At 69.6% G+C, this 19,493-nt stretch carries 23 protein-coding genes; 5 read left to right on the forward strand and 18 right to left on the reverse strand.

The window, feature by feature from the left end:
• Positions 1-33: 33 nt before the first annotated feature.
• Entirely contained in the window at positions 34-819 is a 786-nt protein-coding gene (locus ACIQF0_RS45465) for a cytochrome c biogenesis CcdA family protein (RefSeq protein ID WP_319976956.1), read from the reverse strand.
• A 121-nt stretch (positions 820-940) separates the two neighbouring features.
• On the opposite strand from ACIQF0_RS45465, the gene ACIQF0_RS45470 reads away from it, so the two are divergent.
• Positions 941-1,927, forward strand: coding sequence for a M64 family metallopeptidase (locus ACIQF0_RS45470; RefSeq protein ID WP_401040963.1), 987 nt, complete (start codon positions 941-943; stop codon positions 1,925-1,927).
• Between the two features lie 40 nt (positions 1,928-1,967).
• Here ACIQF0_RS45470 and ACIQF0_RS45475 read toward each other — a convergent pair whose 3' ends face one another.
• The 15 genes from ACIQF0_RS45475 to ACIQF0_RS45545 form a co-directional block, all read right to left on the reverse strand.
• On the reverse strand, positions 1,968-2,525 hold the full coding sequence (locus tag ACIQF0_RS45475; protein ID WP_360045214.1) for a TlpA disulfide reductase family protein: 558 nt from the start codon (positions 2,523-2,525) through the stop codon (positions 1,968-1,970).
• Complete coding sequence (locus ACIQF0_RS45480) at positions 2,522-3,151, reverse strand: histidine phosphatase family protein (RefSeq protein ID WP_360045217.1); 630 nt, start codon at positions 3,149-3,151, stop codon at positions 2,522-2,524. Before ACIQF0_RS45480 ends, ACIQF0_RS45475 begins: the two co-directional genes overlap by 4 nt.
• Positions 3,148-4,443, reverse strand: coding sequence for a glutamate-1-semialdehyde 2,1-aminomutase (gene hemL, locus ACIQF0_RS45485; RefSeq protein WP_401040967.1), 1,296 nt, complete (start codon positions 4,441-4,443; stop codon positions 3,148-3,150). The genes ACIQF0_RS45480 and hemL overlap by 4 nt, the downstream gene beginning before the upstream one ends.
• Before the next feature lie 11 nt (positions 4,444-4,454).
• Positions 4,455-4,811 (reverse strand): hypothetical protein, encoded by a 357-nt coding sequence (locus ACIQF0_RS45490; protein ID WP_360045223.1) that lies wholly within the window; start codon positions 4,809-4,811, stop codon positions 4,455-4,457.
• Positions 4,812-4,816: 5 nt separating this feature from the next.
• The gene (locus ACIQF0_RS45495) at positions 4,817-5,236 is read right to left on the reverse strand and encodes a hypothetical protein (RefSeq protein ID WP_360045226.1); all 420 of its coding nucleotides are present in this window, start codon (positions 5,234-5,236) and stop codon (positions 4,817-4,819) included.
• Positions 5,236-5,853, reverse strand: a complete 618-nt coding sequence (locus ACIQF0_RS45500; protein WP_401040972.1) for a hypothetical protein — start codon at positions 5,851-5,853, stop codon at positions 5,236-5,238. Before ACIQF0_RS45500 ends, ACIQF0_RS45495 begins: the two co-directional genes overlap by 1 nt.
• Entirely contained in the window at positions 5,850-6,248 is a 399-nt protein-coding gene (locus ACIQF0_RS45505; protein ID WP_401040975.1) for a hypothetical protein, read from the reverse strand. Before ACIQF0_RS45505 ends, ACIQF0_RS45500 begins: the two co-directional genes overlap by 4 nt.
• Positions 6,245-6,688, reverse strand: a complete 444-nt coding sequence (locus ACIQF0_RS45510) for a hypothetical protein (RefSeq protein ID WP_401040978.1) — start codon at positions 6,686-6,688, stop codon at positions 6,245-6,247. Before ACIQF0_RS45510 ends, ACIQF0_RS45505 begins: the two co-directional genes overlap by 4 nt.
• 9 nt (positions 6,689-6,697) lie before the next feature.
• Positions 6,698-7,210: a hypothetical protein gene (locus ACIQF0_RS45515; RefSeq protein ID WP_401040980.1), complete on the reverse strand. Its 513-nt coding sequence runs from the start codon at positions 7,208-7,210 to the stop codon at positions 6,698-6,700.
• Positions 7,195-8,169: a porphobilinogen synthase gene (hemB, locus tag ACIQF0_RS45520; protein ID WP_401040983.1), complete on the reverse strand. Its 975-nt coding sequence runs from the start codon at positions 8,167-8,169 to the stop codon at positions 7,195-7,197. Before hemB ends, ACIQF0_RS45515 begins: the two co-directional genes overlap by 16 nt.
• A gap of 74 nt (positions 8,170-8,243) precedes the next feature.
• Positions 8,244-9,776, reverse strand: a complete 1,533-nt coding sequence (locus tag ACIQF0_RS45525) for a bifunctional uroporphyrinogen-III C-methyltransferase/uroporphyrinogen-III synthase (protein WP_090065980.1) — start codon at positions 9,774-9,776, stop codon at positions 8,244-8,246.
• A gap of 18 nt (positions 9,777-9,794) precedes the next feature.
• A complete protein-coding gene (hemC, locus tag ACIQF0_RS45530; RefSeq protein WP_360045245.1) occupies positions 9,795-10,730 on the reverse strand; it encodes a hydroxymethylbilane synthase in 936 nt (311 codons plus the stop codon).
• Positions 10,727-12,040, reverse strand: a complete 1,314-nt coding sequence (locus tag ACIQF0_RS45535) for a glutamyl-tRNA reductase (protein ID WP_360045248.1) — start codon at positions 12,038-12,040, stop codon at positions 10,727-10,729. The genes hemC and ACIQF0_RS45535 overlap by 4 nt, the downstream gene beginning before the upstream one ends.
• A 37-nt stretch (positions 12,041-12,077) precedes the next feature.
• Positions 12,078-12,848, reverse strand: coding sequence for a redox-sensing transcriptional repressor Rex (locus tag ACIQF0_RS45540; RefSeq protein WP_401040987.1), 771 nt, complete (start codon positions 12,846-12,848; stop codon positions 12,078-12,080).
• A gap of 168 nt (positions 12,849-13,016) precedes the next feature.
• A complete protein-coding gene (locus ACIQF0_RS45545; protein ID WP_401040990.1) occupies positions 13,017-14,486 on the reverse strand; it encodes a molybdopterin-dependent oxidoreductase in 1,470 nt (489 codons plus the stop codon).
• A gap of 78 nt (positions 14,487-14,564) precedes the next feature.
• On the opposite strand from ACIQF0_RS45545, the gene ACIQF0_RS45550 reads away from it, so the two are divergent.
• Positions 14,565-14,912, forward strand: coding sequence for a hypothetical protein (locus ACIQF0_RS45550; protein WP_401040993.1), 348 nt, complete (start codon positions 14,565-14,567; stop codon positions 14,910-14,912).
• On the opposite strand, the gene ACIQF0_RS45555 is transcribed toward ACIQF0_RS45550, so the two are convergent.
• Positions 14,913-15,152 carry a glutaredoxin family protein gene (locus ACIQF0_RS45555; protein ID WP_401040996.1) on the reverse strand — a complete coding sequence of 80 codons (240 nt, stop codon included), beginning with the start codon at positions 15,150-15,152 and terminating at the stop codon, positions 14,913-14,915. It abuts the gene before it with no gap.
• Positions 15,153-15,157: 5 nt separating this feature from the next.
• Complete coding sequence (locus ACIQF0_RS45560) at positions 15,158-16,633, reverse strand: AMP-binding protein (RefSeq protein ID WP_401040998.1); 1,476 nt, start codon at positions 16,631-16,633, stop codon at positions 15,158-15,160.
• 211 nt (positions 16,634-16,844) lie between these two features.
• Between ACIQF0_RS45560 and ACIQF0_RS45565 the strand changes: the two genes are divergently transcribed.
• From ACIQF0_RS45565 to ACIQF0_RS45575, 3 genes are all read left to right on the forward strand, one after another.
• Positions 16,845-17,420 (forward strand): sigma-70 family RNA polymerase sigma factor, encoded by a 576-nt coding sequence (locus ACIQF0_RS45565; RefSeq protein ID WP_360045266.1) that lies wholly within the window; start codon positions 16,845-16,847, stop codon positions 17,418-17,420.
• A gap of 138 nt (positions 17,421-17,558) precedes the next feature.
• The gene (locus ACIQF0_RS45570; protein ID WP_360045269.1) at positions 17,559-18,551 is read left to right on the forward strand and encodes a DUF5667 domain-containing protein; all 993 of its coding nucleotides are present in this window, start codon (positions 17,559-17,561) and stop codon (positions 18,549-18,551) included.
• A 41-nt stretch (positions 18,552-18,592) separates the two neighbouring features.
• Entirely contained in the window at positions 18,593-19,489 is an 897-nt protein-coding gene (locus ACIQF0_RS45575; RefSeq protein WP_360045271.1) for an HAD-IB family hydrolase, read from the forward strand.
• The last annotated feature ends 4 nt before the right edge of the window (positions 19,490-19,493 follow it).

Here is a 19,493-nt window from a genome sequence, read left to right on the forward strand (position 1 = left end):
GCCCGCGCCACGTGTTGCGGAGGAAGGCGATCACTAGAGCGGCAGCCTCACGACGTCGACGAACGAGTAGCGCAGCCACCCGACGAACTCACCCCAGAGCCCGGTGACCAGCGCGATCCCGACCAGGATCAGCAGCACGCCACCGAAGATCTGCACCTGCCGGGCGTGCGTGCGCAGCCACTTCGTGACGCCCAGCGCCCACCGCGCGCCGAGCGCGAGGACCACGAACGGCAACCCGAGCCCCAGGCAGTAGGCCAGGACCAGCACCGCGCCGCGCGCCGTCGACGACCCGACCTCGGTGCTGCGCGCGACAGCGAGCACCCCGGCCAGCGTCGGCCCGAGACAGGGCGTCCACCCGAGCGCGAACACGGCCCCGAGCACCGGCGCGCCGAACAACCCGGCGTTGGGCTTGGTGTGGAACCGCACGTCCTTCTGCAGCGCCGGAACGAGACCGAGGAACACCAGTCCCATCAGGATCGTGACGACACCACCGATGCGCTGGAACAGATCGGCGTTGAGGAACAACGCGTCCGACGCGCCGAGGATGGCCATCGAGGCCAACGCGAAGACGACCGTGAACCCGAGCACGAACAGCAACGAGGCTCCGGCGACACGCCACCGGCCCTGCTTGGCCGGCTCGTTCGCCTCCACCCGAGGCGCCTCGGCACCGACCAGACCGGCGAGGTACGCGAGGTAACCGGGCACGAGCGGCACCACGCACGGTGACGCGAACGAGATGAAGCCAGCGAGCAAGGCAACCCCGGTGGCCAGCAGCAACGGCCCGGAGATCGCCAGATCGGTGGGGTTCACAGACCTCAGAGTAGGTAGTTGCCCAGATCACGCGACGACCGGCACCGGTTTCCACCCGACACAAGGCTTGGGCCAAAATTACGAACAATTGCCGCTTGTGGGTGACATCACGGTTGCTTAGCGTCAGGTCATGCATCGTTCCCGGCTGCTGCTCCCCGCGTTCACCGTCGCGGCGCTGGCACTGTTCGCGCAGGTACCGGCCGGTGGCGCTGCCCCGGCGATGGAATGGCGAGAGGTCTTCAACGAGGACGGCTCCATCACCCAGGCCCTGACCCCGAAAGCACCAGCCGAGAAGTCGACGAACTTCCGCGCCCTGGCGGCGGCCGACGTGATCCCCGTCCAGGTGACCGGTGACTCCGCCGAGCGCTTCGACCTCGTCTTCGTGGGCGACGGCTACACGGCCGACGACCTGGAGACCTACACCGGCAACGTGAAGAGCAAGTGGGAAGAGCTCTCCGCGGTGGAGCCCTTCGCCTCCTACAAGGAGTACTTCAACGTCTGGCAGGTCAACGTGATCTCCGCCGAGTCCGGTGTGGACCACGACCCGACCAAGGGCCTGCTCAAGAACACCGCGCTGGACATGGGTTTCTGGTGCCAGGGCCGGGACGCCAACACCGAGCGCCTGCTGTGCGTCAACGAGACCAAGGCCAAGGAGTTCGCGGCGCTGGCCCCTCAGGCCGACCAGGTGATCGCCCTCGGCAACACCGCGAAGTACGGCGGCGCGGGCGGTTCGGTGGCCACCGCGTCCGGTTCGAACGCGCAGGCCGGTCAGATCGCGATCCACGAGCTCGGCCACTCGATCGGCGGCCTGGCCGACGAGTACGACTACCCGTACGCCAACTACGTGGGCTCCGAACCGCGCGAGATCAACGTGACCAACGACCCGACCGGCGCGAAGTGGGGCGAGTACCTGGGCAAGCCCTCCCCGGACGGCGGCGTGGTCGCCCCGGTCGAGGGTGCGCGGTACTACAAGACCGGCCTCTACCGGCCGACCGGCAACTCGATCATGCGCACGCTGGGCAAGCAGTTCAACTCGATCGGCCGGGACGCGATGATCAAGGCCTTCAAGGCCAGGATCCCGTCGCTGAACGCTCCGGTGGAACCGCCCGCTCAGTAGGCGCCGCAACGAAAAAGGGGGCCGCGAGGGCCCCCTTTTCTCATTCCTTGGCCAGTTCGTCCAGAACGGACTGGAGGTCGGAGGCCAGCACCGGCACCAGGAACGCCGCCGCCACCTTGTGGTCCTTGTCCACGATGAACGTGGAAGGCACGGTGTTGGCCGGAACTCCCCGGAACACGTTGATGAAACTCCGCGCCGAAGCGTCGTAAATGGACGGGTAGGTCAGCGACCGGTCCTTCATGAAGTCCCGGGGATGATCCTTCGAGGTCTCCTTGACGTCGACCCCGAGCACCTGGGTACCGGCGTCGAAGACCTTCTGCATCTCGGGCGCCTCGGTCCGGCAGGGCCCGCACCAGGCTCCCCAGATGTTGATCACGACGGGCTTGCCCGCGTAGTCGGAGAGTTTGACGACCTTGCCCTCTTCGAGCAGGGACTCGCCTTCGAGCCCCTTCAACTCCTTGCGCTCGCCAGGCGCGTACCGGATCTTGACCTGCCCGCCGGGCGCCACGAGGTAGAAGTCCCCGGCCCCGATCTGAGCGGCGTCCTTTCCGGTCGTGCACCCGGCGAGCAACAACAAAAGCACCAGAAAACGCTTCATGCCCCGGTCACCCGAGGGTTGGTAGCACCCACCGGTTCGGAGTAGGCGATGCGCACGAGCTGCTCACCCTCGAAGATCAACGAGGTGAGCGAGGCGAGCGAGCACTCCCGCTTGCGCGGGTCGTGCCACATCCGCTTGCCCTCCAGGAACCGTCGCACGGTCCAGATGGGCAGCTGGTGCGAAACGCACACGGCCTCATGGCCTTCGGCGGCGGCGCGAGCCTTCTGCACCGCGCCCAGCATCCGGTGAGCGATCTCGATGTACGGCTCGCCCCACGAGGGCTTGAACGGGTTGACCAGCTTCGACCAGTGCTGGGGAGAGCGCAGAGCCCCGTCGCCGACAGCGACCTTCAGCCCCTCGAACTGGTTGTCGGCCTCGATCAACCGGTCGTCGGTCGCGAGCTCCAGCCGATGCGAGTCGGCGATGGGCGACGCGGTCTGCTGTGCACGGTCCAAAGGGGACGCGACGACGTGCACGATGTCGTGGTCCGCCAGGTGTTCGGCCACGGTCAGCGCCTGCTTCTGCCCCCGCTCGGACAGCTTGAAGCCGGGCAGGCGGCCGTAGAGGATGCCGGTCGGGTTGTGCACCTCGCCGTGGCGGAGCAGGTGGACGACGGTGCGGGTCACTTGCTGGCCTCCTTGGCGGCACGGGCCGCGTGCGGCAACGCGTCGGCGATCACTGCGAACTCCTCTTCACCCATGGCGGCGTTCACGAACCACGCCTCGAACGCCGACGGCGGGGCGTAGACGCCTCGCTCCAGCAGGGCGTGGAAGAACGGCGGGAAGCGCCACGTCTCACACGCCTGCGCGCCCGCGTAGTCCTTCACCTCGGTGGCACCGAAGAACACGCTCACCAGGTTGCCGGCGAACTGCACGCGGTGCTCGACACCGGCCTCGGTCAGCGCGGCCGTGAACAGCGCGCCGAGGCGCGTGGCGTTGCGGTCGAGGGCCCGGTAGACGTCCTCGTCGGCTGCCTTCAACGTGGCCAGACCGGCGGCGACGGCGACGGGGTTACCCGACAGCGTGCCGGCCTGGTAGACGGGGCCGGAGGGCGCCAGGCGGGACATCACGTCCGCGCGGCCGCCGAACGCCGCCGCGGGCAGGCCACCGGACATGACCTTGCCGAACGTGTAGAGGTCGCCGCGCACGCGCTCCAGGCCGAACCAGCCGGCCCGCGAGACGCGGAAGCCGGTCATGACCTCGTCCATGATCAGCAACGCGCCGTCGGCGTCGCAGATCTCGCGCAGGCCCGCGTTGAAGTCGGAGCCGGGCGCGACCGCGCCCATGTTGCCCGCCGCCGCCTCGGTGATGACGCAGGCGATCTCGCCGGGGTTCTCCGCGAACGCCGCGCGCACGGCCTCGATGTCGTTGTACGGCAGGACGATCGTGTCCTCGGCCTGCGCGCCCGTGACACCGGGCGACGAAGGCAGGCCCAGGGTCGCGACACCGGAGCCCGCCTGGGCGAGCAGCGCGTCGACGTGGCCGTGGTAGCAGCCGGCGAACTTGATGACCTTGCGGCGCTCGGTGAAGCCGCGCGCGAGGCGGATCGCGCTCATCGTCGCCTCGGTGCCCGAGTTGACCAGGCGGACCTGGCGGACCGGCTCGACGCGGTCGATGATCTCGGCCGCGAGGTCGATCTCCCCCTCGGTCGGCGTGCCGAACGACAGACCGTTCACCGCCGCCTTCCGCACGGCCTCGACCACGGCCGGGTGGGCGTGCCCGAGGATCATCGGGCCCCACGAGGACACCAGGTCGACGTAGCGGTTGCCGTCCGCGTCCCACAGGTGCGGGCCCTCGCCGCGAACCATGAATCGCGGGGTGCCGCCGACGGAGTGGAACGCCCGCACCGGAGAGTTGACCCCGCCGGGGGTCAGCGTCGACGCGCGCTCGAACAGGGCCTGGGATCGACTCGCAGTCACGTACCCCAGTCTCACATGTCGGAGTCGGCGGCTTTCTGCGGCCGGGTGCGCACAGCCAGCAGGACCTGCCGCACGGCGTCGAGGAGGAAGACCACGGCCAGCGTGAGAGCGCCGGCGGCGGTGCCCAGCCAGTTGCCGTGATAGCGCGTGGAGATCAACGGCTCGCGGCCGTCGATCGGGTACTCCAGGCGCACGACGCCGCGGTTCCAGGCCCACACGGCGACGATCACCAGCACGACGATCGCGACGACCTCACCCGCGGCGATGAGCCACCGCTTGGGCTGGTGCAGGCTCGGACCGACCGGCGGGGCCGCCTCAGGCTCCGCCACGACGGTGTCCGACTCCGGCTCAGTCACGGCCTCTGTCACGTCGCTCACCCTCTCACGACCCGCCGCAGCGCCGCGAGGAAGGCTTCCGGATCACGCGCCCATCCCAGCACCACCGTGCCGTCGACCAGCCGCAACGGCATCGCGGTCGTTCCCTTGGGCACCGACCAGCCGCCGCCGAGCACCTTGGCGCCCGTCGGAGCGCCGACGTCGGTGAAGGCCTGGATCATCGCGACCGGCAGCTTCTCCCGCCCGAACTGGGCCTCTTCGGTCGTCAGCACGACGCTGCCGGTCTTGACCCGCAGGTTCACCCACAACACCGCGCACAGCGTCAGCACGAGCCCCACGATCGTCCACAGCGCCGCGGACGCGGGCCCGGTGATGAGCTCGATCAGGTACCCGGCGACCGCGAACCCCGGTCCCCACACCAACGGCCACCAGCTGCTGCCGGACTCCCGGTAGAGCACTAGCGCACGAACTTGTTCGAGGCGGGCAGGAACTGCAGCACCACGGCCGCGACGGTGAGCCCGATCACGACGACGCTGATCACCACGCCCGGCTGCCACACCCGCGCGTTCAGCGAGATGAGCGTGATCGCGATCATCGACAGGAACCCGATGACGCCGAGGATCGTGAGCAGGATGCGCGCCCAGCTCTGGCCGTTGCGCAGCACGACGGCGAACGCGACGTACGGCGCGGCGGCGACGAGCATGGCGAATCCGGAGAACACGGCCATGACCCGCACCCCGAGCTCGCCCGCCTGCCGGTCCTCCTCCGTGACGGAGCTGCCCTGGTTCGGGATGTAGTCGGCGTTGACGAGCAGCAGCACCGGGATCACGGCCACGGAGAGCAGGGCACCCGCGATCCAGATCCACATCGCGGCGGTGATCGTGGCGGGCCGCGGCGGCGCCATCTCGTGGGGCAGCACGGGCGAGAGCGGCGCCATCGCGAAGCTCGCCTGCCCGACCTGGTTCACCTGGTACTGCCCGGCGGGCGCCGGGGCCACGGGATAGGCGCCGGCGGGGTTCTGCCACTGGACGTCGTCGGGGTTCTGCTGCTGCCACGGGTCCTGCGGATAGGTCACTGCTCTCGCACCTCCGCGATCCACTGTGCCGTACGCGCCTGCCACGTGAAGACGATTGCGAAGCAGATGAGCAGCAACGTGACCAAGTTCGACGCGCTGATGCCGACGAACAGGATCCAGACCATGTGCGCGATGGCGACGAACGACAACGTGATCCGCGCCCAGTTCCTGCGCTTGAGGAACAGCCTGGTCAGCACCACGTAGGCCGCCACGAAGATCAGCGCGACCCCGGACAGCGTGGCCAGGAAGCTCGTGACCTGTCCGGAAGTCCAGTCGGTCAGGCGCTGCACCTCGCCTCGCTGGAACCACAGCCCGGCCGTGGTGAACACCACGAAAACGGCCGTCGCGAGCCAGAGTCCGACCGCGATGCGGACCGGCCGGGGAGCCTCGTTCACGTCAGCTGCTCGCGCTCGGTCAGGTAGTCGGTCGACTGCCGGAAGTAGAACAGCACCAGGCCGGAGATGGCGATCAGCACCGTCACGACCCCCAGGGTGTTCGAGATCAGCTGGAAGAACAGCCCGATCAGCAACGTGATCATCAGGCCGGTGCGGCTCTTCCTGATCCCCGCCTTGACCTTGCCCGCGAACCACACGGAGAGACCGGCCAGCACCAGCGTCACGACCAGCGAGACGATCACCAGGGTGTCGACCGTCGACGCGATCATCTCCCGCGTGACCTTCGGGTCCTTGTTGCCTTGCAGGGTGGCCTCGACCAGCACCTGCTTGTTGAGCAGCACGTACAGCGAGGCCAGCACGCTCAGGGCCACACCTGCCACGACGAGCCAGTAGCCCGCGGTGATGGTGCGAGGGGTGCCCGATTCCTTCGGAGACGTCACGCTCGAAACCTAGGTCCGCAGGAAGGTGCTGTCCACCGTGACGCGCTTCCTGAAGTGCGCGGACACCCGGTACATCAGCACGATCGCGGTCGCGTCCAGCACGGTGGTGACCAGCGTTACCGCCAGATCGACCGCCCGCATCTCCACGCCGAGTTCCGCGGCTACCCCGCTCGCCCAGGCACCGAGCCGGAACAGTCCGAACGCGACGGAGGCCCCGCCCAGCACCGTCAGCACGATCCGGGCCCAGTTGCGGCCACGCGCCATCGCGTTGGCAAGACGGGTGTACGCGAGCAGAACCGCTACGGCGATCAGCAGTCCGAAGAGGACACCGCCGTTCACGCCGGCGTCAACTTGGTCCTGGTTCATCGCCGGGTTCTGCCGGCGCGCTTCGGCCACCAGGGTCTCGCGGTCGAAGAGCTGCGCCACGAACCGCAGCATTCCGACGCACGCGCTGGCGATCCACAGCCAGCGCGCGACGTCGATCAGCTTCGGGACGGGAGCGGGAGTTACCGGTCCAGCCATCGGGCGGCTTCGGTTGCCCAGTACGTGAGCACGATGTCCGCGCCGGCCCGGCGGATGGACGTGAGCGACTCCAGGATCGAGCGCTCGCGGTCGATCCAGCCGTTCTGAGCAGCGGCCTCGATCATCGAGTACTCGCCGGAGATCTGGTACGCCGCAACGGGAACGTCCGAGATCTCGGCGACCGAGCGCAGCACGTCCAGGTACAGCAGGGCGGGCTTGACCATGACCATGTCCGCGCCTTCGGCGAGGTCCAGCTGCACCTCGCGAATCGCCTCACGGGCGTTCGCCGGGTCCTGCTGGTAGGTCTTGCGGTCGCCCGACAGCTGCGACTCGACGGCGTCGCGGAACGGGCCGTAGAACGCCGACGCGTACTTGGCCGAGTAGGCCAGGATGCCGGTGTCGGCGAGGCCCGCCTGGTCCAAGGCGTTGCGGATGAAGGCGATCTGGCCGTCCATCATGCCGCTGGGGCCGACGACGTGAGCACCGGCGCGCGCCTGGGCCACGGCCATCTCGCCGTAGACCTCCAGGGTCGCGTCGTTGTCCACACTGCCGTCAGCGGTGAGAACACCGCAGTGGCCGTGGTCGGTGAACTCGTCGAGGCAGCAGTCCGACATGAGCACGGTGCTGTCGCCCAGTTCCGCGCGCAGGTCGCCCAGTGCGGCGTTGAGGATGCCGTCCGGGTCGGTGCCGCCGGAACCGACGGCGTCGCGCACGGCGGGGACGCCGAACAGCATGATGCCGCCGACTCCTGCCTGCACGGCCTCGACCGCGGCCTTGCGCAGCGAGTCACGGGAGTGCTGCAGGACGCCCGGCATGCTGCTGATCTCAGCAGGCTCGGCCAGGCCTTCCTTGACGAACATCGGCAGCACGAGCTGCCTCGGGCGCACCTCGGTCTCGGAGACCAGGCGGCGCATGGCGGGCGTCGTGCGCAGACGCCTCGGCCGGTGCAGTGGGTACATCGTTGACTCCCTGACGGAAGAGAGTCGAAGGGGCCACTCAAAGGATCTTGAGTGGCCCCGACGGCTTCATTGACTTAGCTGCGGCGCAGACGCTTGGTCTTGCGCGGAGGAGGCAGCGCTCCCTCGGCGCGCAACCGGGCGGCGTGGGCGGCCAGCGCGTCGACCAGCGCGGGCACGTTCGCCTCCTCGGGCTGCACGTCGACCCGGAGGCCGAACTCCCGCGCCGTCTCGGCGGTCTGCGGGCCGATGCACGCGACGAGCGTGCGGGCGTGCGGCTTGCCCGCGATGCCGACCAGGTTCCGGACGGTCGACGACGAGGTGAAGCACACCGCGTCGAAGCCACCGGACTTGATCATCTCGCGGGTGTCGGCGGGCGGCGGGGCCGCACGCACGGTGCGGTACGCCGTCACGTCGTCGATCTCCCAGCCACGTTCGCGCAGGCCCGCGGCCAGCGTCTCGGTGGCGATGTCGGCCCGCGGCAGCAGCACGCGGTCGACCGGGTCGAGAATGTCGTCGTAGGGCGGGAAGTCGTTCAGCAGGCCCTCGGACGACTGGTCACCCGACGGCACGAGCTCCGGGATGATGCCGAACGAGCGCACCTTCGCGGCCGTGGCCTCGCCGACGCACGCGATCTTCACGCCGGAGAACGCACGGGCGTCCAGGCCGAACTCGCGGAACTTCTCCCACACCGCGCGGACGGCGTTGGTCGAGGTGAAGACAACCCACTGGTAGCGGCCGTCGACGAGACCCTTGACCGAGCGCTCCATCTGCGCGGGGCTGCGGGGCGGCTCGACCGAGATCGTCGGCACCTCGACGGCGATAGCGCCGTGCGAGTGCAGACGCTCGCTCATCGCGCCGGCCTGCTCCTTGGTCCGCGGGACCAGCACTCGCCAGCCGTACAGCGCCCGCGACTCCCACCAGGAGAGCTTCGAGCGGTTGGCGGCGGCGGCACCGACGGTGACGACCAGCGGGCCGCCCATCTCACCGGCGTCGGCCGCGACGGCGGCCAGCGTGGTGTCGATGGTGCGCTGCTGGAAGCCCGTTCCCTCGGCGGTCACGGCGACCGGTGTCTGCGGCGCGAGGCCGTTCTCCACCAGGTTCGACGCGGCCTCTGCCAGGTGCGAGCCGGTCGCGTGCAGCACGAGCGTGCCGGGCGCGGCGGCGAGGCCGGCCCAGTCCGTCACGGCGCGCACGTCGACCTCGGTGTGCACACCACCGAGAGCGACACCCGCGTACGCCGGAACCGCGGTGCCCGAGGGCACTCCGGGTACGACGTCGAACGGGATCGTCGACTTCGCGACGGCCTGCGCTTCCTTGACGACCGAGTCGAGCGTCAGCGGGTCACCCGCGACGAGACGGACGACGGTCGCACCGTTGCGCGCCTCGTTCACCAGGTCCTTGGCCACGTCGGCGGACTCGCCGACAGCGGGGCGGACCTCGACTCCCTCCGGCACGGTCGCGAGGACGTCCGAAGGAACGTCCGGGTCGGTGACCACGAGTTCAGCCCTGGTGAGCAAGTCGTGGGCCCGGACCGTGAGCAGCCCGGTGTCGCCGGGGCCGGAGCCCACGAAGGCGATGCGTCCGGGGGTCTTGCGTGCGCGGGTCATCAGGGCACTCCCCATCGATTACGCCTCTGGACCGCTGAGAACCGCGGCCCCGAGGTCGAGCAACTCGGCGGCCAGCGCCCGGCCAAGTCCCTCAGCTTCGGTCAAGTCACCGGTGGCGGACGCCCGGAGGAGATCGTTCTCCGGCGTCGCAGCGACCCCGCGCAGAGAAAGCCGGTACACGACCTTCCCGTCGTCATCGAGGTCTTCCACCACATCGGCCAGCGCGCCGACCGGCGCGCTGCAGCCCGCTTCGAGTGCGGCCAGCATGGCGCGCTCAGCGGTCACAGCGGCCCGGCTGGCCGAATCGTCCAAAGTGGACTGGATCAGGTGCTCGGCGTCGACGTCGTCGACCCGGCACTCGACTGCCAACGCACCCTGCGCGGGTGCGGGAAGCATCTGGATGGGCTCCAGGTTCTCGGTGATCTCGCTCGTGCGGCCGAGCCGCGCGATGCCGGCGCGAGCCAGCACCACCGCGTCGAGCTCGCCGTTGCGGACCTTGCCGATCCGCGTGTCCACGTTGCCGCGCAACGGAACGATGTCCAGCCCGAGGCCGAGGGCCTCCAGCTGGGCCGCGCGGCGCGGCGAACCGGTGCCCACAGTGGACCCCTGCGGCAGCTCACCGAGCGTGAGGCCGTCGCGCGCCACGAGAGCGTCGCGCGGGTCCTCTCGCTGGGGCACGGCCGCGAGCGTCAGCCGGGGGTCCGGCGCGGTCGGGAGGTCCTTGTAGGAATGGACGGCGACGTCGATCTCGTCGTTCGCGAGCGCGTCACGAAGAGCCGACGTGAAGACGCCGATGCCGATCTGGGCGATCGGCGCGTCGGAGAGGTCGCCCGGCGTCTTGATGACGACGATCTCGACCTGTGCTCCGGCAGCCTTCAGCGCCTCGGCCACGGTTCCCGTCTGCGCGAGCGCCAGAGCGCTGCCTCGGGTACCGATCCGTAGGGTGCGGGTCACCGCGTTTCACCATCCACAGAAGACTTGGTCTGACTGACAACCCCAGGCGACTGGGGGTCGAGCCCGAACAGTTCGCGGAGAGCCTCCGCGTAGCCGGTACCACCAGGGGCGGAGGCGAGCTCCTTCACCCTGACGGTCGGCGTGTGCAGGAGCTTGTCTACAACGCGGCGCACCGTCTTGGCCAATTCACCGCGTGTCGCGGCGTCCAGTTCGGGAAGTCGCGAATCAAGACGGAGCAGTTCGGCGTCGACCACCTCGGCGGCCCGCTTGCGCAGGGCCGTGACGGTCGGCGTGACCTCGGCGGACCGCTGGCCCGCGAGGTAGGCCTTCACCTCGTCGGCGACCAGCTGGACCGCCAGCCGCGTGTCCTGGCCGGCGGGCGCGTCCGAGAGACGGCGCTGCAGCGTTTCCAGGTCCACCACACGAACGTTCGGCAGTTCGGCCGCGGCCGGGTCGACGTCCTTGGGCAGGCCCAGGTCGCACACGACCAGTGGCCGCGAGCGCTTGCTGATCATGTCCGCGCGGACGACCGTGTCGACCGACCCGGTGCACGCGAAGACGATGTCCGCGAGGTCGATCTCGACGCCCAGCGCGGCCAGGTCGACGGCCGTCGCGGGGACGCCCTCCGCCTTCAGCGACGTGGCGAGACGCACACCGTTGGCCTGCGTCCGGTTCGCGATGACGACCTCGCCGATGCCCGCCCTGCGCAGGTGCGCGGCGGCCAGGCCACCCATGGCTCCCGCGCCGACGAGCAGCGCGCGCTTGCCCACGAGGGTGCCCAGCTGGGCCTCGGCGTCACCGAGGGCCTCGGACACGACCGACGCGCCCGCGTGGTCGATGCCGGTCTCGGAGTGCACGCGCTTGCCGACGCGCAGCGCGTTCTGGGTGAGTTCGTGGACGGTCCTGCCGACGGTGCCCGCCTCGTCCGCCGCCGCGTACGCACCGCGCAGCTGGCCGAGGATCTGGGACTCGCCGACGACCATCGAGTCGAGGCCGGCCGCGACGGAGAACAGGTGCTCGACGGCTGCGGCGGCGTAATGCACGTAAAAGTGCTCGTAGAGCGAGTTCGCGTCGACCTGGGCGTGCTGCGCGAGGACGTCGACGACCTCGGACATGCCGCCGTGGAACGACTCGACGACGGCGTAGACCTCGACCCTGTTGCAGGTCGACAGGACCATCGCCTCGGAGACGCTGGGCGCGGCGAGCAGCTGGCCGAGGACCTTGGGCAGGTTCGGCTCGGCCACGGTGACGCGTTCCAGGACCGGAACGGGGGCGGTGCGGTGCGACAGACCGACTACGAGCAAGCTCATGTGGTCACCACGTCTGCCGGAGCCGATTGGCTCACGCTCACGGGCGAATCACCATCCCGTCCACACCGAGTCCGTTGTTGCCGACCGAGACCCCGCCACTTGAGGCGTGCACAGCCTCGTCCGCACGTCGAGCGACGTGGAACGACAGGATCTGCATCTCGACCGCCAAGTCAACCTTGCGCACCTCGACGTTGTCTGGAACCTGAAGGACAACTGGTGCAAAGTTCAGAATGCACTGGACGCCCGCAGATACCAAACGGTCGCAAACCGACTGAGCGGCGGGCGGCGGCGTCGCGATGACGCCGATCGACACCTCGCGCTCCATGCAGATCGCGGTGATCTCGTCGATGTGGTTGACGGGGATGCCCCCAACAGGGATTCCGACGAGATCGGCGTCCACGTCGAAGAGGGCGGTGACCGGGAAACCGCGGCCGGGGAACCCGCCGTAGTTGGCGAGAGCGTGACCAAGGTTACCGATGCCGACGACGGCCACGGAGTGGTTGCGGGTGAGGCCGAGGATGCGCTCGATGTGGCTCACGAGGACCTCGACGTCGTACCCGACGCCCCTCGTGCCGTAGCTGCCGATGTAGCTCAGGTCCTTGCGGAGCTTCGCCGCGTTGACGCCGGCGGCCTGGCTCAGTTCCTCGCTGGAAACCGCCGTCACGCCCTGGTCGGCCATGCCGGACAGCGCGCGCAGGTACACGGCGAGGCGGGCCACGGCCGCTTCCGGGATCGCACGAGCGCGCTCCCTGTCGGCAGGCTCCAGAGGGGTGGTGGTCGTCTCACCTTCGCCCCGCTGTGATGCCACGCTCTCCGACCTCCGGGTGTGCTTCACCGCAGGGACCCCGCGGCGTTGGTGATGCTCACACCGTACCGCTTGTGAACGCATGCACAAAGTCGGTGATCGGGTGTCACAGCACTGGTGACAGGGCGTGACCAGCGCTTCAGCGGTTCATGATCACTACGGGGTGAGCGCCTACTCGACGGTGAAGGTGACCGAATGCCATCCCGTCGCGCCGTCGGGAACGGGGTCCAGGCGCGCCTGGTCCTGGGTGAACCCGGATTTGTCGGTGGCCCGGCACTCGACCGTGTGACTGCCCTGGGAGAGGTCCGTCTCGATCTTCCACATCCGCCAGGTGCTGTCGCTGACGTCGGCGCCGAGCTCGGTCTCCTGCCACGGCCCGCCGTCGAAGCGGACCTCGACCTTGGCCACGCCCTTGGGCTGCGCCCACGCCGTTCCGGCGATGACGGCCTTGCCCTGGACCTTGCCCATCCGCTTCGGCCGGTCGATCCGCGAGGACGCCTTGATCGGCGCTCGCGTCGCCCACCCGCGCGGGATCCAGTAGCCCTGGTCCTTCGCGAACGTGGTGACGTTGAGGTCGGTGACCCACTTGGTCGCGGAGACGTAGCCGTAGAGACCCGGCACCACGAGCCGCGCGGGAAAGCCGTGCTCGGCGGGCAGCGGTTCGCCGTTCATGCCGATCGCGATCAGCCCGTTCTCCAGCACGTAGTCGAGCGGGCTGCCCGCCGTGAACCCGTCGTCGCTCGTGCTGAACAGCTGGTCGGCGCCGGCCTTCACGCCGGCCTCCCGCAGCACGTCGCCGATCTTCACGCCGATGAAGTTGGCGGTGGAGATGTACGGCCCGCCGACCTCGTTGGAGACGCAGGTCAGCGTCACCGTCTCCTCGATCAGGTCCTTGCTGCGGATCTCCTCGAACGTGAGCACCATCGGCCGCTCGACCATGCCGTGCACCCGCAGCGCCCACTCCTCGGCCCGGATCCGCGGCACGCTCAGCGCGGTGTCGATCCGGTAGAAGTCCTTGCCGCTGGTGATGAAGCTCGGGGTGCCGTCCTTGACGAAGTCGGCGTTGAACGGGATCTCCGGCGCCTTCGTCTTCGGCGTGAGGTCACCGATGGCCTGCCTCGAGCCCTCGACGTCCGTCCGGTTGCCGAACAGCTGCCCCGCGACCCCGGCGAACACCGTCAGCCCGGCGGTGATCAGGAAACCGCGCCGGCTGTCGCTCTCCTCGGCCTCTTTGTGCAGGTAGCGGAACACGTAGACGCCCGCGGCCGTGCTGGCGACGGGCGCGAGGACCGCGAGCTGCCCGACGTCCGGCCTCGTGACGACCGCCGCGACCCCCACGAACCCGAGCAGCACGGCCACCAGCGACCCCGGCGCGGCACTGTTCCTGCTGGCCAGGCCTGCTGCCACGCCGATGCCCGCGAGGACCAGGGCCATGCCGCTGAGCAGCACGAGCTTGTCCGCCGTGCCGAACGTGGAGACCGCGAAGTCCTTCAGCCACGACGGCGTGAGGTCGATCGCGGCGTTGCCCACCGCGAGGTACGGCGACGCGCTGATCCCCACGAAGGCCGCCACCAGATGCCCCGCCGCTAGGGCGGCCACGAGGGCGAGCAGTCCGGTCAGTGCGGCCTTGGCGGGCTTCATGCCTCTCATTCGACACCCGATCGGCCCCGGTTCGCTCAGGTCGTAAGCCCTCGGTAATCAACTCCTACGCTGGGAGGCGTGTCCGAAGACGGCTGGCCTGAGCAGGAGTACGTCGCGTACCTCGAGAACGAGCGCGCGAACTACGCCTGGACGTTGCGGCACTACGGCGACATGTCCGCAGATGAGGCCGTGGAGGCCGCCCTCGCGAGCTACCCGTACGAACCGCCGGACGCGCCCTACCGAGGCCTGCACTTCAACAAGGAGGCCTGGTACTGGGCGGCTGAGCGGATCGCGGAGGCCAGGAGAACCGACCCGCACGACTTCCCGGACATGCCGCCCGAGTACCCCGGCTACGTCGAGCCCGGCGTGATCGAGCCGTCCGAGGAGCAACTGGCGGCGCTCCGGCGCAAGCTGGACGGCGAGTAGTCACCCGGCGAGGGCCGCCCGCAGGCGGTCCTCCTCCACCTTCCAGTACCCGTGCTCGGCCCCGTCCACCAGGAACACCGGCACCCGGTCCCCGTACTCGGCCCGCAGCTCCGGATCGGCGTCCACGTCCTCGACGGACCAGGTCGCGCCCAGGTCGGCGCAGATCCGCTCGATCTCGGTCGCCGCCTCCTCGCAGGCGTGGCAGTCGACCCGGCTCATCAGCGTGACGTGGTGGCTCATGCCGGTCATGCTCCCAGGGGCTTGCGCAGGACGGCGCGGGCCAGCTTGCCGGTCGGCGAGTGCGGCAGGGCCGGGGCGAACTCCACCGACGTCGGCACCTTGAACTTGGCCAGGCGGGCGGCGCAGTGCGCGACGACGTCCTCGATCGACACGGTGGCGCCGTCGCGGAGCACCACGACGACCTTGACCGACTCGCCGGTCTTCTCGTCCGGCACGCCGACGGCCGCGGCCTCCACGACCCCGTCCATCTCGCCGACGACCTGTTCCACCTCGTGCGGGTAGACGTTGAAGCCGTTGACGATGATCAGGTCGCCGGCGCGGTCCACCAGGTGCAGGTCGCCGTCTGCGTCGATGAAGCCGACGTCGCCCGTGCGGAACCAGCCGGAGCTGTCCGGGCCGTACGCGCCGTCCGGCCAGTAACCGCTGAAGAGGTTGTCGCCCTTCGCGGAGACCAGGCCCGTGCCGGGTTCGTCCTCGTCGATGTCGAGCACCGAGCCGTCGGTGTCGACCAGGCGGATCTCGACGCCGGGGAGTGCCTGGCCCACCGAACCCGGCTTCGGCACGCCGCCGACCAGCGTGGACGTCAGCACCGGGCCCGTCTCGGTCAGGCCGTAGCCCTCGAAGATCGGGATGCCGATCGCGCCGCGCATCTCCGCGATGACGCTCGCCGGGAGCGGGGCCGCGCCGGAGGTGAAGAGGCGGACCGTGGCGAGCTTCTCGCGCAGCACGTCGACCGGGTTCGCGAGCAGCGCCCGGTACATGGGCGGCACGCCGACCATCGTGGTGACGCGGTGCTCCTCGATGACGTCCAGCGCCGCCGCCGGGTCGAAGCGCTCCAGCAGGACCGCCGTGGCGCCGGCGCCCGCCACCTGCAGCAGGCCCGGGCCGAGGCCGTAGACGTGGAACAACGGCAGCGCGAGCAGCACCCGGTCGCCCGCCGTCACGGGCGCGGGGCGCAGGGAGGCGCACTGCGAGACGTTCGCGAGCAACGCCCGGTGCGACAGCATCGCGCCGCGCGGCACGCCGGACGTGCCCGAGGTGTAGCCGAGAACCGCCAGGTCCTCACCGCCGCGAACGGCCTCGAAGGGCTCACCCACGGCGGTCACGTCCGGAACGTCGAGGACCTGGGCGTCCGAGCCCTCGCCGTCGCCCACGAGCAGCGCGGCGCCGGAGTCGGCGAGGATCCGCTGGAGCTCGCGGGGCGGGATGCCGGGGCCGGTGGGCACCACGACGCCGCCCGCACGCAGAATTCCGAACACGGCGACCACGAACTCGGGGCTCGTGGGCAGCCGTACCGCCACTCGGTCGCCCGATTCGAGTCCTGAATCAGCCAAATGGCGGGCGAAAGCATCGGTCGCGCCGTCGATGGTTTCCCACGTGAGGCTCTTACCGCTCGCTACGTCGACCAAGGCGACGTGGCTGGGTCCCCGCTGTGCCGAAGCACGGACCAGATCTGACACATTGCGAGCGGAAGTCAACATGGCCTCCTCATGAACAACTGGACGCTTCGAGCAGTCTTCCACGCGTGACGAGCGTCATGAAGTCACGGTTGGCTCGTCTACACCACAGAACACCGTCCGCTACCTACTACGGAGTAACAACACGTATGCTGCCGCCACGGCGACTCTGTGGAGGTGCCGCGAGCCGATGACCGCGCGGGCACGACCGAACACGATCAGGACCACCCGAACCATGACGGGGGGTCAGCACGACAACGCCACCGACGAGCCGTGGCAGCTCGTCAAGGCCGCCCAAGAGGGTGACACCGAGGCGTTCGGAGTGCTCTACGACAACTACGTCGACATGGTGTTCCGCTATGTCCTCTTCCGGGTCGGCGGCGATCGCGCGTTCGCCGAGGACGTGACGAGTGAGACGTTCCTCAGGGCGCTGCGGAGCATCGCCTCGGTCAGCTACCAGGGCCGCGACGTGGGGGCGTGGTTCGTCACGATCGCCCGCAACATCGTGTTCGACCACGTGAAGTCGAGCCGCTACCGGCTCGAGGTCACCACGGCTGAGCTGCAGGACAACCGCGAGGAGACGAGCGGTCCTGAACAGGAGGTCATGACCGAGGCGACCAACGCGGAGCTGCTCCGGTGCGTCTCCCAGTTGGGTGACGACCAGCGCGACTGCATCGTGCTGAGGTTCATCGAGGGCAAGTCCGTGTCCGAGGTCGCGCAGATCATGGACCGCAACGAAGGCGCCGTGAAGGCGCTGCAACACCGGGCCGTGAGGCGGCTCGCACAGATTCTTCCGTCGTGGTTGCGGTGATTGCGATCGCAGACGCGTAACCCAAAGCAGATCAACTTCGTTACTCGGGCTGAGATGGACGGCAAGGGAAGAACACCGCGGTGGCGGCACACGGAGCACGAGCGCTTCGCTCGTGCCGTTGAAGGCGGCCCACAGCCGGTGGGGAACGACGACCTCGCTGAGGACCTCGCGATCGTCGAACTCCTCCGGAGGATGGACGTCGGTCCGGACGCCGAGGCGCGCGAACGGATGAGACAGCGCGTCCTCACCGCGCCCCCACCTGAGAAGCCACTGGAGCTCTCGTCGGTAAGACGGGTGGGAGCGCGCGCACGATTAGCGGTCGCAGCGGCCGCGGTCCTCTGCTTGCTGTTGTCACTCGCCGGCATGAGTGTGCTGCTCAGCCGTGACGCGCTCCCGGGAGATCCGCTCTACGGCATCAAACGCACCACCGAAAGCGCGTCGCTGGGCCTGACCTTCGACGACGAGGACCGCGCCCTCAAGCACCTGGAGTTCGCCGCGTCCAGGGTCACCGAGATGGAGACCCTCGCCGACCGCTCCTCGGCCCCGGAGGCGCAGCTCACCGCGCTGTCCGACCTGGACGCCGACGCGGTCGAGGGCGCCCGCCAGCTCACCACCTACGCGGCCGCGTCCGACGAGACGGCCCTGCCCGCGCTCCGCGACTGGGCACTCGGCCAGTACATGAAGCTCGGCACGCTTCGCCCCCGTCTGCCCGGCGACGCCGGTGCCCACGCCGACACCACGATGTGGCTGCTGGCGAGCATCGCCCAGCGCGCCCACGACCTGGCCGCACGAGCCGGGTGCGACGCCGTGACCAGCGGTTCGTCCGACCCGCTCGGCCCGCTGCCGGCCAAGGACGCGTGCGCCGCGGCCGTCACCGATCCGAACTCCTCGACGGGCCGCAAGCCGTCCTCGGTGCAGCCGACCCCGTCCGGCCTGCCCGTGCCGTCCGGCTCGGTGGCTCCTCCGGTTCAGCCCACCCAGTCGGTGGCGCCGGGCACGTCGAACCCGCAGACGTCCCAGCCGGGCACGTCCACGAAGCCGTCGACGGGCAAGCCGGGAATCACGATTCCGCTGCCGCTCCCGTTGCCGAGCATCTCGCTTCCGCTGCTCCCCGGCATCAGCTTCGGCTGAGTCGGGCGCTTTCCGACGAACCTGATCGCTACGCTTGGGACATGGCAAGCAAGCGTGACGTGGAGAGCGACCGGCTGGCCGAACTAGCCGGCGAGGCATCGGCAGACGCGGCGATCCAGGCTGCCGCAATGGCGCCAGAGCTCGAAGCGTCACTGACGGTCCCGCCGGACCTGACGGCCGCGGCCTTCTTCGACGTGGACAACACGATGATGATGGGCGCGTCGATCTTCCACTTCGCCCGCGGCCTGGCCGCGCGCAAGTACTTCTCGTCCTCGGACCTCGCGGGCTTCGTCTGGCAGCAGCTCAAGTTCCGCGTCGGCGGCCGCGAGGACCCGGAGTCGGTCAAGGCCTCCCGCGAGCAGGCCCTGTCCTTCGTGGCGGGCCGCAGCGTCGCCGAACTGGTCTCGCTGGGCGAGGAGATCTACGACGAACTGATGGCCGACCGCATCTGGAAGGGCACGCAGGCCCTCGCCCAGATGCACCTCGACGCGGGTCAGCGCGTCTGGCTGGTCACCGCCACCCCGGTGGAGCTGGCCCAGATCATCGCGCGCCGCCTCGGCCTGACCGGCGCCCTCGGCACCGTCTCCGAGTCGACGAACGGCGTCTACACCGGCCGACTGGTCGGCGACCTCCTGCACGGCAAGGCCAAGGCTCAGGCGGTCCGCTCGCTGGCCGCCAAGGAAGGCCTCGACCTGCGCAGGTGCACCGCCTACTCGGACTCGTCCAACGACGTCCCGATGCTCTCGGTCGTGGGCACCGCCGTGGCCGTGAACCCGGACTCGCAGCTGCGCGAGGTCTCCCGCCGCAAGGGCTGGGAGATCCGCGACTTCCGCACCGGCCGCAAGGCGGCGAAGATCGGCGTCCCGTCGGTGCTGGGCGCGGGTGCCCTCGCCGGAGCCGTGGCGGCCACGATGGCCTACCGCCGCCGGGTGAAGTAGCGGG

This window comes from Lentzea sp. NPDC092896 (genome assembly GCF_044754905.1).
Lineage (GTDB): Bacteria > Actinomycetota > Actinomycetes > Mycobacteriales > Pseudonocardiaceae > Lentzea.